This window comes from Pseudoalteromonas sp. 78C3, assembly GCF_002836695.1.
GTDB classification, from domain to species: Bacteria; Pseudomonadota; Gammaproteobacteria; order Enterobacterales; family Alteromonadaceae; genus Pseudoalteromonas; species Pseudoalteromonas arctica.
Genome location: NZ_PJAV01000149.1, coordinates 1 through 15,511, shown reverse-complemented (window position 1 = coordinate 15,511; position 15,511 = coordinate 1). Strand labels below are relative to the sequence as shown.

The following is a 15,511-nucleotide window of genomic DNA, read 5'->3' as shown; positions in this document are numbered from 1 at the left end:
TATGGCAGGCACTAACCTTTTAACGTTATTAGACGATATAACCACTTTACTTGATGACATTGCGACAATGAGTAAGGTAGCAACAAAAAAAACAGCGGGTGTATTAGGCGATGACTTAGCGCTCAATGCACAGCAGGTTACAGGTGTTGCAGCAGAGCGTGAATTACCGGTTGTTTGGTCTGTGGCAAAGGGCTCATTTTTAAATAAAGCGATACTCGTACCCGCCGCTTTATTAATAAGCGTATGGCTGCCTTGGTTAATAACACCGCTTTTAATGATGGGTGGTTTATTTTTATGTTTTGAGGGAGCTGAAAAAGTATTTGCTAAGTTTTTGCCTCATCACAATGAAGTGGTAGATGAAGATGAAAAATTAGATTTAGTTGAGTATGAAAAACAAAAAATAAAAGGGGCAATAAGAACCGACTTTATTCTTTCTGCCGAAATTATTGTTATTACTTTAGGCACTGTGGCAGGCGCTACATTACTTAACCAAGCTTTAGTGCTTTGTGTTATCGCAATTATAATGACGATTGGCGTTTATGGCTTGGTGGCCGGTATTGTAAAGCTGGATGATGCAGGACTTTATTTACTCAACCAATCTAAAGTGTCAGCTAATAAATTTAAAGAGTTACTCGGAAAAGGCTTACTCGCAGCAGCGCCTAGGTTGATGCAGTTTTTAGCATTTGCGGGCACCATTGCAATGTTTTTAGTAGGCGGCGGGATTTTAGTGCATGGTGTTGAGTTATTGCATCATACTCAAGTGGATGTAACGAGCTATGCTCAGTCTGTTGCTGGCGGCACAGGAGAAGTATTAGCGCCTCTCTTGTTTGATGGTTTGCTAGGTGTTATTGCCGGCTTAGTTGTTGTGCTTATACATGTAGGTTATACAAAGTTATTTAAAAAATAGTTTATAGCTGGCGTACTTGTTGCGCCAGCTATATTTAAATTCACTCATTCACAGTTAGCTATTTTACAAAGCGATTCTAATTCAAATTGTGCTTTAGTATTTTTTTGCTCAATGGCCTTTTTATACCAATAAATAGCCTGTTGATAATTTTGAGCTATTCCCTGACCATCACGATACATTTGCGCTAAATTTAATTGCCCCCATTGAGAACCCGCTTCAGCAGCTAGCTTAAAGCTATTAAATGCTTCAAAAAACAACTTATCTTTAAAATAAATAATGCCTTGTTGATTGTTTTTATCGAGTTTTAAACCTTTATATAGTGGCTTAGGTTTGGGAGGAAACATCACAAACCCGCCATAAAGGCTGTTGGCATAAGGTCGCAGCACGTCATAAATAGCTTCGTCTTTATACAAACGCTTTACTTCATCACGAGGGAGAGTGATTGTTTTAGTGGAGAAGTAATTGTCTTGAATTAGTTGGCTGGTACGCATTGCCAAGGTAATACTATTATTACGTTTATAGCTGTAGTTGCTTATCTGAAAGGTAATAAACTGCTTATCAAAACTTAAAACTTGAGCAATTCTTAAATTGGTTAGGGTCCAGGGTTCGTGTGTAAATTTGTCGGCGTGTACTAAGTAGGTGTCATATATTTTAGGTGTATTCAAATAGCTTTGCTTTTGAGTCTCTGTATCAAGGTGTTGTTGATAAAAAAACGAAACAATCCAAAGCAATAAAAATACGCCAATAAAGTATTTAGGTAGGCTTAGTTTTTCTATTAACGGTAGTTGCGGTATTTTAACAGGTTCGCTTTTTCCGCATTGATAGCACTCGCGTTTATAGCTTAATTTTAAGGCAAGCATAGGTAAAATGCTAAATCGTAAATAGCGGCTTTTATTTACTAAATGGTAGGCGTCGCTTTGGCAGTGAGGGCAGCGTGTTATTTGTGCAAAATGTGGAAATGATTCACTCGTGTTGAAAAGTAACATAAAGCACGCTCCTTGTTTAATTACCTAAAGGTAAAACAAGAAGCGTGTTAGTTAAAGCTACAAACTGTAAGTAAGTATGTCTGTTATTACTTATTTTGAGCTTTAGGCTTGATAGTGGTTTTTGCATCGGCAGCCATTAGAGCAAATACAGCGTATGCAGCGGTATTTTGACGAAGCTTAGCAGGTGTTACTTTATCAAGCGTATCGTCAGCTGTATGGTGGTAATCAAAGTAATCTGTTCCATCTTGAGCAAGTTCAAAAATAGGCGCTGACGTTGCTGCTTTAAGTGGAATTAGATCGGGGCCACCATTCGCTTGGTTTTTACCAATGTGCTCAATATTTAACGGCGCAAGTTCTTTTGCTATAGCGCGAACTACAGGAAGTGACTCTGCGCTTACGTTCGATTCAAAAGCATATACAACATCGGCGCCAAAATCAGACTCAGCGGCTGCAACAATATTGCTTAGCTCGTTTTTATGCTCTGCAAAATAAGCTTTTGCACCCCAAAGACCTAGCTCTTCAGCTGCAAAAAGTACCACACGAATACTGCGCTTAGGACGTTTTACATCGCTAATATGTTTAGCGGCTGCCATTGTTAGTGCAACGCCTGCGCCGTCATCTAATGCGCCAGTCCCTAAGTCCCAAGAATCTAAATGCCCCCCAATTAATACATATTGCTCAGGGTTTTCGGTACCATTAAATTGGCCAATCACGTTATAACCAGTGCCTTCACCAAGGCTTTCGGTTTGCACATTAATATTTACCGATACGTCTTTATTTAAAGCGACTAAGCGTGCTATTTGATCTGCATCTGGGTTAGCAATTGTTACGTTAGGTATTTTTGTAACACCTTCTTTATAGTAACTACCACCGGTGTGTGCAAAACGATGATGACCGGTACTAACCGAGCGCATCATGTAGGCAACAGCGCCTTTTTTAGACGCTTCTATAGCGCCTGTACCGCGTGCTTTTACAGCAGGTCCGTAACCATTCCCGTCTATATCGCGGTTCATACGGTAATTAATATATGCAATTTTACCTTTTAAACTGTTCGCCGGTGCGGCTTTTAATTCATCAAGTGTTTCGAATAATACAACCGGCGCTGTAATCCCATCTTTTGGCGTGCTTATACTGTTACCTAATGCAGTTAAGTGCAGTGGTTGCTCGCTTGGTGTTAGTATTTTTCCGCTTTCGCTATAACGGCGCCATTCAGGAAATGTGGCTTTTTCTAACCATACTTTATCAAAGCCCAGTTCATTAAATTTGGCTTGAGCCCATGCAACCGCTTTTTTATCGTTTTCGGTACCAGGAAGGCGTGGGCCTACTTCAGTTGTTAATGACTCTAGTAATTTATAGCTTAAATCACTATTTAGTGTAGAGGTGCGCACTTCGTCTACTTGTTGTAATTGCTTTTGGGTAAATTCGGCGCTGTTAGCGTTTGCAGCCATACTGCTAGTAAGCAGCAGTGCGGTAATTAATTTTTTCATTTTGGTAGGCCTTTTTAATAATTAGCGCTATTAGAGCATGTAACAAACATGATAAAAAATAGATGAGATGAATAGGCTTTGTAATAGGTTTAATGCTGTTAAGTGTAAATATTTAGATATAAAAAAGCCCGCGTAAATGTACGCGGGCTATATTTTAAAGCTGTTATTTAAGGCATTTATTTAAAAGCTAAATTGCGCAGCTAAACGAAGATTTGTACCCTCGCCAACAGTTACATTATTTGTGCCGCCACCACCTAAATAGCTTTTATCAAATAAGTTTTCGATGTTAAGGCGTAAGTTAATATCGGTATTACTTAAGTTAAACTTATAAGTTGCACCTACATCAACACGCGTATATGCATCTTTAGTAATTGTATTGTTGCTATCGGCAAAGCGCTCACCTTCGTAAAATGCACCAGCATTAAGTGCAATGGCGTCATTTAATTCATAACGCGTCCAAAGTGATGCCGACCATTTTGGTGCATCGGTAGGGCGTTTACCTTCCAATACTTCATCGCGTTCAAAGTTAGCATCTAAGTACATAGTTGATGCCATAACAAATAAGCGGTCAGTAGCGGCACCTTGTGCGCTTACTTCAACACCTTTGTGGCGTTGTTCACCCACTTGGTTTGTTTCACTTGTGAATGAGCCAATAGGCGTCTCAAGTTGTTCGCTAACAAGAGTACCTTCTTTGCTAATATCAAAAATAGCACTGGTAAGCATTAGGCGGTCATCAAATAACTGCCATTTTATACCAATCTCTCTTTGCTTAGATGTAACAGCATCTAATTTCATGCCGTTATTTACATCTGTTTCATCAATCAGTGTTTCGCTACCTTGAGGCTCAAAACCTTCTGAGTAACTAGCGTATATAGTTGCAGAAGCATTTGGGTGATAAAGCACACCTACTTTTGGTACAAATGATTCGTTATCATTTCCTGTGCTATTTTGTTTGTCGTAACGACCACCCAATGATAGTTGCCACTCAGGCGAGAACGAAATTAAGTCTTGAACGTAAATTCCGTAGTAGTCGTATTCAGTTTCGCTTACTGTATCATCTGTTTTATAGCTTACTGATGGACGAGATGGTTCTGCTTGTCCTGCAGAAAAATCAAAAGAGTCGGCAGAGGTACGACGTTGCCCGTAGTAATAATCAAGCGAGTTTGCGCCAATTAAAAATTGGTGCTGTAAGCTACCTGTTTTAAATTCACCAATAAAATCAATAAATGCAGTTTTAAATTGCCAATCGTCAAAACGGTCGTAAGGACGAGACTCATAGCTGTCCCCCTCAACAAAGTCACTTGGCATATTCGGTGCTGACTCAAAGCGTTGGCGCTCAAACGTTTGTTCGTTATAGCCAAGCTTTACTTGCCAGTTATCGGTTAAAAATACTTCTAGGTCTACACCTAGGTTTTCTACGGTTATATCGGTAAACGCCCAAGACATATCACGGATTGTTTTATCATCACCAATTACATTGGCATTATCGTCTATCCATGCGCCAGTATCTAAACCTGCTTCGTCGTCTGTGCGGTCGTAATGCACACGTACTAATGCGTTGTCGCTAATATCGTAATCTACAACTAAAGCACCTAAAAAGCGGTCACGCTCGCGGTTTTCACCGTTTTGGTATTCACGCCAGTAATCAACATCTTGTTTAACTAAAATACCACGAGCACGTAAATCTTCAGATTCAGTCAAGGCACCTGCAGCATCAACCATAAAGCGCGTTGAGCCATGTTGATCTACATCGGCACTGGCGTTAAATAATGTTTGTGCTGTAGGCTTTTTAGTAACCATGTTCACCAAGCCACCCGGACCTGATTGACCATATAAAATGCTCGATGGGCCTTTAATTACTTCAACTTGTTGTAAAATTTCGATTGGTTGTTGGTAGTGCGACCAATGCTGATGCCCATCACGTAAATAACCTGTTGATGAGCTTAGCTCAAACCCACGTAAGTTAAATACTTCACGATTTCGTTGTTGTGAGCCTGCAGTTAAGCTTGCGTCATTTGTGAGTACTTCGCCAAGTGTAGTGGCAAGCTGTTCGCTAATAATAGTGTCGGTTATTACAGTGACAGATTGTGCGGTTTCAAGTAATGAAGCTGATGTTCTCATTGCGCCATTAGCGTTATCTACTTTGTAATCGTTAAAGTAGCTACCCTTTACTTCTATGCGTTCAAGGTCGGTAGTGTTTGCATATGTGTTTGTTGTAATGCTTGCTAATAGTGCTATGTAAAGAGAATTCAGTTTCATTGTTTGCTTCCAGCAGTGATATGTAAAAAACAATCGCGATCTTAATGCAAACTACTATCATTTTCAACGCCTTTTGTTAACGTGCTTTATTATGTGTTTGTTAATGGTTGCTAATTACGAATTCTGCTATTATTAGCAGCATATTTAGTGGGGCTTTCCCCCACGTTATTTTTATTGCTATGGAACTTACTGTGACTTCAACTGCTTTTTCATCTTTGGCTTTACCAGCTGGACTCGTTGATAATTTATCAACACTTGGTTATGCGCATATGACACCTGTACAAGCGCAAAGTTTACCGCCTGTACTTGCTGGTAAAGACATCATTGCTCAGGCAAAAACCGGTTCAGGTAAAACTGCTGCGTTTAGCTTGGGTGTGTTAGCTAAATTAAACGTAAAACGCTTTCGTATTCAATCTTTAGTGTTGTGTCCTACTCGTGAGCTTGCCGAGCAGGTTGCGGTTGAAATGCGTAAATTAGCGCGCGGTATCCATAACATTAAAATATTAACGTTATGTGGCGGTGTATCAATTGGTCCACAAATAGGCTCGCTTGAACATGGCGCGCATATTATTGTTGGCACACCTGGGCGTGTTGATGACCATATTCGTAAAGGTACTTTACGTTTAGATGATGTTGAAACATTGGTACTTGATGAAGCCGATCAAATGCTTGATATGGGTTTTCAAGATACACTTGATGCAATTATTGAGCGTATCCCACAAAATCGTCAAACATTGTTATTTAGTGCAACATTCCCAAGAGCTATTGAAGCAATTGCTAAGCGTGTACTTAAAAATCCAGAAATGGTTAAAGTAGAAGAAGAGCAAGCCAAAAGTACAATTAAGCAGTACTTCTACAAAATGGATAATAATAAGCAGCGCTACCCAACGCTAAAATTATTATTACTTAAATTTACACCACAAAGCTGTGTTGTGTTTTGTAATACTAAAGTAGAAACACAACAAGTGTGTGACGATTTAGCTGATGAAGGCTTTAGTGCTGTTTCGCTACACGGTGATTTAGAACAGCGCGATCGTGAACGTACGTTAATTCACTTTTCAAATAAAAGTGCTTCAATACTTGTTGCAACCGATGTTGCTGCACGTGGTTTAGATATTGACGATATGGATATGGTGATTAACTACCATTTAGCACATGACACGCAAACACATGTGCATCGTGTTGGTCGTACAGGTCGCGCTGGTAAAAAGGGCATTGCATGTTCTATTTACGGTGAAGCCGAAGCGTTTAAAATTGCTCAAATAGGCGAACATTACGAACGCGATATTACTCCAGAGCAAATGCCACCATTTAATTTATTAGACAAGCCACCATACCGCCCTGAAATGGTTACTTTGATGATTGATTCAGGTAAAAAGCAAAAAGTACGTGCAGGTGATATTTTAGGTGCTTTAACGGGTAAAGATGGGGTTGCAGGTCGTCAGGTGGGTAAAATTAACGTACTTGATAACGTAGCGTTTGTTGCTGTTGAGCGTAACTCATTAAAACCTGCGCTTCGTAAATTAACCGAAGGCAATATTAAAGGGCGTAAAATACGCGCACGCCGCCTTACTCGTTAATTTAAACTTCTAAATTAATAGATTAACGAGCAGCTACCTTTAGCTGCTCGTATTGTATTTTTATTTTTTTAAACTCAACTTCACAGCCATTTGGTTTATCTGGGTGCACTTGTAATGCAAGTTGTCTCCAGCGCTTTTGAACATTTTTAAGAGTGAAATTTTCAGGTAACTTCCATTCTAAAGCCAATGCTTTAAATTCATTTTCATTTAAAGCCTGTTGTGGTGATGTCGTTTTAAACTGACGCCAAAAGCTATTTAAAAGCTCATCAATCTGCTCTTCACTGGTATCGTAATTATGCCAATCTAAATAATAATCTCGCAAATTTTCGCTTGTTGTTACTAAACTATTATCTCCTTTTTCTAAAAGCTCGATATGCAGAGCTGAAATGAGTAAACTCTGAGGGCGTAATTGTGCCTGCAGTTGGTACAGTGCATTCATGATTAAAAAGTTACGTTTAAATAAATCACGTTCAGGACTTTTATCGAGAGTGGTCATAGCGCTGCGGTTTGTCAGTTCTGCTGCTAAAGTATGAACTTGCCAAACCTGCTTTGTTAGTATTAGCTCAAAAATCTCATCAATCAGTGGGTTAAGCATTGTTTAGGCCCTAGTAGTTGGTGTATCTTCAATAAAGATTACACTGATATAAGTAACGGTTTGAAGGATTAAAATTATGCTGGGCAAGTTAAAATGCCTCTTATTTACTATATGCTGTGTACTAATAGCTCCTAGCTATGCCCAAAATAATGATTCGTTATTTGAGCAATTCAAAAACGAAGTGCAGTGGGAGCCTAAATTACAATTAGCAAACATGCTACTTGCTAATAAAAATGCCTCCAAAAAAGAGCGTGTCGCTGTTTATTCGGCATTGGGTAATACTGCGTTATCGGTTGATAATTTTAAAGACTCATTACATTACTTTAAATTACTTGAACAACATACTTCGGATACTTTCTTCCCTGATGAGCACTTTCGTGCAATTAAAATGCAAGGTGTTGTACTTTTTTATCAAGGCTTATTTCAAAAAGCGATTATTGAATATACCCGTACCCTAGCATTAGCAGAAAAGAATAAGCAATTACTAGAGCAGGCAAACTTATTAAATAATATTGGTTTGGCCTATTTTAATATGAATAAGCTAGGCGATACCCTAGAGTTTTATTTAAAAGCAAAAGCTATCTACGAGGCGTACGGCAGTGAGCAAGATAAAACCGATATACTACTTAATATAGCAGGCGTTTATATACGCTTATCACGCTACGATAGTGCGTTTGGTCTTTATCAAGATGTACTTAAGGTTTATCAACGATTAGATGATAAAAGCGGTATTGCGCAGGTATATAACAATATGGGTGTTGCCCATATGGAGAGTAATCAATTTGACTTAGCACTGCATTATTATCAGTTAGCGCTGCGCTATTATATTTCAGCTAATGATTACAATAAGTTATCTACACAATATACAAATTTAGCAAATACTAATTTAGTATTAAAAAAAGTGGATGAAGCGTACGAGCAAGCTAAATTAGGTGAGTACTACGCCCTTAAAATAGATAATCATAATTTAGAGCTTAATGCGCTACATGCGCTGGCTAAAATTCAGTTTGTTAAGGGTAACTTAGAAGAGGCGCAAATAAATTTAGATAGAGCTATTTTACTTGCTCATGAATATGGTAGTGAGCGAATAATTAGAGAGAGCTTAGGGGCCAAAGCACTTCTTGAAGCCAGTAAAGGCGATTATTCAAGCGCAATGGCTTTGCAACAAAAATATATTAGTGAGTTGCGAAAGCTTAGAAGTACGGCAATTATAAATGCACTAGCGGTACTTCAGCATCAATTTAAAGCAACGCAATTGAACCAAGAGATAGAAAAACTTAAGCAAGATCGCCGTGTGCAAGAGCTAAAAATGTCGCAGCGTTCTCAGCTTACTTTATTCTCTTTTTTACTATTACTTTTAGTTGTCGTAACTGGTATCGCGCTTTATCGCCGTGGTGCAGAAAAACGCGCTAAGCAGCAGTTAACAGAACAAGTTACGCAACGTACTGCAGAATTGCAGGCAATTGCACAAGAGCTGAGAGAAGCCAACGATGTTAAAAGCCAGTTTTTGGCTAATATTAGTCACGAAATTCGCACTCCACTAACGGCTATTTTAGGGCAAACAGATGCTTTGATTAATGAATTATATGAGCCTGAGTCACTTAAAGATGAATTAAGAGTAATTCAGCGTCACAGTGACCATTTAAAAAGCTTAATAAATGATGTACTCGATTTAAGTAAAATTGAAGCCAATAGATTAGAGTTAAATATTTCGTGCTTTGATATTGTAGAGCTGGTAAATGATGTGCACGCAATGTTTATCACCCAAGCAAAAGCAAAAAATCTACACCTTATTTTAGACAATCAAGTGGGTAATGAGTTTTACACTAAGCTGGATTTAATACGCGTAAAACAGATTCTTATAAACTTATGTGCAAATGCTATTAAGTTTACTCATTCTGGGCAGATCATTATTGCATTAAATAAGAGTGAGCAAGGACTAGTTATTATTGTAAAAGATACCGGTATTGGTATGAGCTCTAAACAGTTAAAGCTTATTTTTGAATGCTTTAGCCAAGCTGATAACAGCATTAGCCGTCGCTTTGGTGGTACAGGGTTAGGCCTTAGCTTATCGCAACAATTAGCTGCGATGATGGGCGGTTATATCAGCGTACAAAGCGAATACAAAAAGGGCAGTCAGTTTTCGTTCTTTTTACCGTGCGCAGAAGTAAATAAATCTCAAAGCATGATTGAAACTCAAAGTGCTCCTAAGGCAAATAAGCAATTGGCAGGTCGTGTCGTACTTGCGGAGGATCATCCTGATAATCGTAGGTTAATAAGTCGTTATTTACGCTCAATGGGACTCGAGGTTATTGCTGTTGAAAATGGTGAGCAAGCGGTAGAGCAGTGCTTAAAAGAATATCCAGATTTGGTATTGCTCGATATTCAAATGCCAGTGATGGATGGGCGTTCTGCTTTTCAGCTATTAAAACAATGTGGTTTTGAGCGACCTATTTTTGCTTTAACAGCAAATGCTATGAGTCATGAAGTGGATGGTTATTTAGAGTTAGGGTTTACTGGTTACTTAGGTAAACCGATAGACAAAGAGTCATTTTATAAAGCGCTTTCTAGTCACCTACATAATGCAGAAGATCAGCCAATTACAAAGCAAAATGAAGTTGATATGAGCGATCTTGTGATTAGTTTCAAGCAGAGCTTTGCTTTGGAGAGTGAAACGATTACGCAGCATTTTATAAGCGAAGATTTAGATGCGCTACAAAAAGATAGCCATCGCATTTTAGGGGCTGCACAAATGTTTGGTTTGGATGAAATTGCGCAATCGGCTAAAAATTTAGACAGAGCACTTCTACGCAGAAGCCAAAAAAGCAGTGCAAATGACTTTAAAGCGCTCGTTGATACGCTGCAGGGTGTACTTAAAAAGTATAATGAAAGTTAAACTGTATTTAATCCAGACATAAAAAAAGCGCCTAAGGCGCTTTTTTATTCAATTAAAACGCTTTTATTGGCGTCTCATCGAATCAAAAAATTCATCATTGGTTTTGCTCATCGATAGTTTATCGATTAAGAATTCCATTGCATCAATTTCTGACATGTCATGAACAATTTTACGTAAAATCCAAAGCTTTTGAAGTTCATCTGGTTTTGTTAGTAATTCTTCACGACGAGTACCTGAGCGGTTAAAGTCGATAGCTGGGAATACACGTCTTTCCGCAATTTTACGGTTAAGGTGAAGTTCCATGTTACCAGTACCTTTAAACTCTTCGTAGATAACTTCATCCATTTTAGAGCCAGTATCGATAAGAGCTGTAGCTATGATTGTTAAGCTACCACCTTCCTCAACGTTACGTGCAGCACCAAAGAAGCGCTTAGGTTTATGTAATGCGTTAGCGTCAACACCACCAGTAAGTACTTTACCTGATGAAGGAATAACGGTGTTATAAGCACGTGCTAAACGAGTGATTGAATCCAATAAGATAACAACATCTTTTTTATGTTCAACTAGGCGTTTTGCTTTTTCGATAACCATTTCGGCAACTTGTACGTGACGAGAAGCTGGTTCATCGAACGTTGATGCAATAACTTCACCTTTAACTAGGCGTTGCATCTCTGTTACTTCTTCCGGACGTTCATCAATAAGTAAAACCATTAATGTTACATCAGGATGGTTGTGCGTAATTGATTGTGCAATATTTTGAAGTAGCATTGTTTTACCCGCTTTTGGCGGAGCTACTAACAAACCACGTTGGCCGCGGCCAATAGGAGATGCTAAATCAAGTACACGGGCTGTAATATCTTCTTTACTGCCGTTACCACGTTCCATGCGAAAACGTTCGTTTGCATGTAATGGAGTAAGGTTTTCAAAAAGAATTTTAGTTCGAGAGTTTTCAGGTTTATCAAAGTTAACTTCATTTACTTTAAGTAAAGCAAAGTAACGTTCACCGTCTTTAGGTGGACGAATAAGACCTGAAATTGAATCGCCAGTACGCATGCTGAAACGGCGAATTTGGCTAGGTGAAACATAAATGTCATCTGGGCCAGCTAAGTAAGAGGCTTCTGATGATCTTAAGAAGCCGAAACCATCTTGTAAAATCTCTAATACACCGCCGCCGAAGATATTCTCTCCGCCTTTGGCATGGGATTTAAGAATGGCAAAAATGATATCTTGCTTTCTTAAGCGGGCTACGTTTTCGAGCCCCATGGACTCAGCTAAGTCTACAAGCTCTTTAATGGACTTGTCTTTTAATTCGCGTAAATGCATATTGGTGGGTTCTTTATTACAGTTGTCATACTCAAAATCGCTTTGATCGTTGAGTGAGGTTTGTTGAATATAACTAAGGATTAGTTGGCTTTATAAACTAGCAGTTCACTGGCAAAGCGTCCAGTCTTTATACAAAATAAATTTAAAAAAGGGCAAAAAGCCCTTTTTATTGTTCTAGCTTACAGTTAGATGTTGTTTTCTAAAAACTCAATAAGTTGAGTTTTTGAAAGAGCACCTACTTTCGTTGCAGCTACTTGACCATCTTTAAAAAGAAGTAAAGTAGGGATACCACGAATACCAAATTTTGGCGGTGTGCCAGCATTTTGGTCAATGTTTAATTTAGCAACAGTCACACGGCTGTCGTATTCATCAGCAACTTCGTGAAGAATAGGGGCGATCATTTTACAAGGTCCACACCATTCAGCCCAGAAATCTACTAGTACTGGTTTGTCAGATTGTAATACGTCAGCTTCAAAGCTATCGTCAGTAATTTGGATTATTTTCTCGCTCATTGCGCTCTCCGATTTAGTTAGGCGAAATATTTAGTGCGTATTTAAACACTCTTGTTTCTTATTGCAAGTTTAAACGTTATGCTTAAACGCTATGACTAAGACACATTTAACCGATAAAAAGTTTTCAGACTTTGCTATCGCACCGGAAGTGGTTGCCGGTTTAACCGAGAATGGGTTTGAATATTGCACACCTATTCAAGCAAAATGCCTACCTTTTATTTGTGATGGACGCGATATCGCGGGCCAAGCTCAAACAGGTACAGGCAAAACGTTGGCGTTTTTAACTGCCACGTGCCATCGGTTATTACAATCTAGCAAAGCACCTAGTAAACATCCAAGAGCCCTGATCATGGCCCCTACTCGGGAGCTTGCGATTCAGATACACAAAGATGCTAAAATTTTAGCGCCGCACTGTAATCTTAACTTAGGTTTAGTATATGGTGGCGAAGATTACGAAAAACAACGTGCACAACTAGAAAAAGGCGTTGATATTTTAATTGGTACTACAGGTCGTCTAATTGATCTGTATAAGCAAGGCTGTTACACCCTTAATGAAATTGAGGTAGTCGTGCTTGACGAAGCTGATCGTATGTTCGATTTAGGTTTTATCAAAGATATTCGCTATATGTTCGATCGTATGCCAGATACATCAAAGCGTTTAAACTTATTATTTTCTGCCACATTATCGTATCGCGTACAAGAATTAGCTTTTGAGCACATGACAAACCCAGAACATGTTCAAATTGAACCTGACGTTAAAACGGGTAAACGTATTCAAGAAGAGCTATTTCATCCTTCGCAAGAAGATAAAATTAAGCTGTTGTTAACCTTAATTGAAGAAGAATGGCCAGAGAAAGCAATCGTGTTTGCAAATACCAAGCACAGTTGTGAAACAGTATATGCTTGGCTTAAGTCAGACGGTCATCGTGTAGGTATGCTTACTGGTGATGTTAACCAGAAAAAACGCCAAACTATATTAGCGCAGTTTAGCAAAGGCGACTTAGACTTTTTGGTTGCGACTGATGTTGCAGCGCGTGGTCTTCATATTCCAGAAGTAAGTCATGTATTTAACTTTGATTTACCTGACGATTGTGAAGACTATGTTCACCGTATTGGTCGTACTGGCCGCGCTGGTGCATCAGGCCACGCAATTAGTTTTGCATGTGAGCAATATGCATATAACCTGCATGAAATTGAAGAATATATAGAGCACAGCATTCCTTTATCACATTATGATAAAACAGCATTGCTAGATGATTTAACTCAGCCTATTATTCAAAGAAAGCGCAACTATTCAACAGGTCCACGTAACCGTAGTAATAACAGCGGACGTCGCCCAAATAATAGTTACCAAAAAGGACGGTCGTAAACGACCGTTTGTATAAGTAGTAGTAACTAGAGGTTTTTGAACGGTGGGGCAACTTAAACCGCAAAAAAATGTGTACGCAGTTATTGATTTGGGCTCAAATAGCTTTCATATGCTTATAGCCAAATCAATTGCTGGCGGTCTACAAACAATTGGACGTGTTAAACGCAAAGTCCGATTAGCCGCAGGGCTTGATAAAGATAACGTATTGAGCACTGAAGCAATGCAGCGAGGCTGGGAATGCCTTGCCCTTTTTGCTGAGCGTCTACAAGATATCCCAGATAAAAACATCACCATAGTAGCAACAGCCACCTTACGGTTAGCAACTAACGCCGAAGTATTCAAAAATCATGCAGAAAAGATTCTTGGCCATAACATTAATGTTATTAGCGGAGAATTAGAAGCGCGCACAATTTATAAAGGTGTTGCTCATACTTCATCTTGTACTGGCAAACAGCTTGTTATTGACATTGGTGGTGCAAGTACCGAAGTTGTAATTGGTAAAGCATTTGATGCCTTACATTACAAAAGCCTCAATATGGGCTGTGTTACCTATCTTGAGCGCTACTTTAAAGATTGCCAATTAAGTAAGAGTAACTTTAACGCAGCCATAAAGGCAGCTCGTACAGTCATTGATGAAATTTCTCCAGAATATAAAACAGCGGGATGGCAAATTGCATCTGGTGCTTCTGGCACAGTGCAAGCAATTCAAGAAATTATGGTCGCTCAAAATCTTGACGATTTACTTACGCTTGAAAAGCTCAACACTATAAAAGAGCAAGCAATTGCATTTAGCACTATTGCAGCGCTAGACCTTCCTGGATTAAGTGAAGACCGTCGACTGGTATTTGTATCAGGACTTGCAATCTTAATCGCACTATTTGAATCTCTTGAAATAGAAAAAATGGGGTTGGCGGGTGGAGCACTGCGTGAAGGTGTTTTATATAGCATGGTTCCGGAGTTTCATAATAACGACATTCGTAAACGCACAGTTGATGGGTTTATGAGTCGTTATCACGTTGATCAAAAACAAGCGTGTCGAGTTTCAAGCTTGGCTATGCAGTTAGCGGTAAGTATTGATAAAGATTGGCCAATTGAAAGTTTAAATGGGTTACCACTATTAAAAGCGGTAGCGCAGCTTCATGAGATTGGATTACTAATAGAATATAAGCAGTACCATAAACACACTGCTTATATTTTGGAAAATACTGATATGCCTGGTTTTTCACAGTCAGAGCATAAATTAATAGTAGCGGTAGCGGATGCGCATCGTTCTGATTTTCCAAAAGGCTGTTTTAATTCACTCGGCGTAAATAGTCTATTAGCGCAATATATAGTGAGATTACTACGAATAGCAGTCATCTTATCAATGCGCAGACAAGATGACGTACTGCCTAAGTTTAAGTTAACTGCTAAAAATGAAGTGTTAGACCTTAAGTTTGAAAGTAACTGGTTAAAAGATCATCCATTAATGGCCAGCGAGCTACAACAAGAGTCTAAACAACAAGGTAAACTTGGGTGGAAGCTCATAGTAAACTAATTAAAAAGGCCCACCAGGGCCTTTTTAGTGTTTAAAGTAACCATTTCGATGCAAATATGT

At 38.9% G+C, this 15,511-nt stretch carries 11 protein-coding genes; 5 read left to right on the top strand and 6 right to left on the bottom strand.

The window, feature by feature from the left end:
* The first annotated feature begins 1 nt into the window (after nt 1).
* The gene (locus CXF76_RS12385) at nt 2-907 is read left to right on the top strand and encodes a DUF808 domain-containing protein (protein ID WP_101163843.1); all 906 of its coding nucleotides are present in this window, start codon (nt 2-4) and stop codon (nt 905-907) included.
* A 44-nt stretch (nt 908-951) separates the two neighbouring features.
* On the opposite strand, the gene CXF76_RS12380 is transcribed toward CXF76_RS12385, so the two are convergent.
* The 3 genes from CXF76_RS12380 to CXF76_RS12370 form a co-directional block, all read right to left on the bottom strand.
* Entirely contained in the window at nt 952-1,893 is a 942-nt protein-coding gene (locus tag CXF76_RS12380) for a tetratricopeptide repeat protein (protein WP_024589662.1), read from the bottom strand.
* An 86-nt stretch (nt 1,894-1,979) separates the two neighbouring features.
* Nucleotides 1,980-3,380, bottom strand: a complete 1,401-nt coding sequence (locus CXF76_RS12375) for a M20/M25/M40 family metallo-hydrolase (protein ID WP_101163807.1) — start codon at nt 3,378-3,380, stop codon at nt 1,980-1,982.
* A gap of 180 nt (nt 3,381-3,560) precedes the next feature.
* Entirely contained in the window at nt 3,561-5,639 is a 2,079-nt protein-coding gene (locus CXF76_RS12370) for a TonB-dependent siderophore receptor (RefSeq protein ID WP_101163806.1), read from the bottom strand.
* A gap of 191 nt (nt 5,640-5,830) precedes the next feature.
* Here CXF76_RS12370 and dbpA point away from each other — a divergent pair, with 191 nt between their 5' ends.
* Nucleotides 5,831-7,219, top strand: a complete 1,389-nt coding sequence (gene dbpA, locus CXF76_RS12365; RefSeq protein ID WP_007580581.1) for an ATP-dependent RNA helicase DbpA — start codon at nt 5,831-5,833, stop codon at nt 7,217-7,219.
* A 22-nt stretch (nt 7,220-7,241) separates the two neighbouring features.
* Here dbpA and CXF76_RS12360 read toward each other — a convergent pair whose 3' ends face one another.
* Nucleotides 7,242-7,814 (bottom strand): DNA-J related domain-containing protein, encoded by a 573-nt coding sequence (locus CXF76_RS12360; RefSeq protein ID WP_007580582.1) that lies wholly within the window; start codon nt 7,812-7,814, stop codon nt 7,242-7,244.
* 76 nt (nt 7,815-7,890) lie between these two features.
* On the opposite strand from CXF76_RS12360, the gene CXF76_RS12355 reads away from it, so the two are divergent.
* Nucleotides 7,891-10,710, top strand: a complete 2,820-nt coding sequence (locus CXF76_RS12355) for an ATP-binding protein (RefSeq protein ID WP_007580583.1) — start codon at nt 7,891-7,893, stop codon at nt 10,708-10,710.
* 63 nt (nt 10,711-10,773) lie between these two features.
* Here the strand turns inward: CXF76_RS12355 and rho are convergent, their stop codons facing one another.
* Both rho and trxA read right to left on the bottom strand, forming a co-directional pair.
* Complete coding sequence (gene rho, locus CXF76_RS12350) at nt 10,774-12,033, bottom strand: transcription termination factor Rho (RefSeq protein ID WP_002960945.1); 1,260 nt, start codon at nt 12,031-12,033, stop codon at nt 10,774-10,776.
* 185 nt (nt 12,034-12,218) lie between these two features.
* Nucleotides 12,219-12,545 carry a thioredoxin TrxA gene (gene trxA / locus CXF76_RS12345; protein ID WP_002960942.1) on the bottom strand — a complete coding sequence of 109 codons (327 nt, stop codon included), beginning with the start codon at nt 12,543-12,545 and terminating at the stop codon, nt 12,219-12,221.
* Nucleotides 12,546-12,636: 91 nt separating this feature from the next.
* Here trxA and rhlB point away from each other — a divergent pair, with 91 nt between their 5' ends.
* Nucleotides 12,637-13,914 carry an ATP-dependent RNA helicase RhlB gene (rhlB, locus tag CXF76_RS12340; protein WP_002960940.1) on the top strand — a complete coding sequence of 426 codons (1,278 nt, stop codon included), beginning with the start codon at nt 12,637-12,639 and terminating at the stop codon, nt 13,912-13,914.
* A gap of 43 nt (nt 13,915-13,957) precedes the next feature.
* The gene (gppA, locus tag CXF76_RS12335; protein WP_010555420.1) at nt 13,958-15,451 is read left to right on the top strand and encodes a guanosine-5'-triphosphate,3'-diphosphate diphosphatase; all 1,494 of its coding nucleotides are present in this window, start codon (nt 13,958-13,960) and stop codon (nt 15,449-15,451) included.
* Nucleotides 15,452-15,511 lie beyond the last annotated feature (60 nt).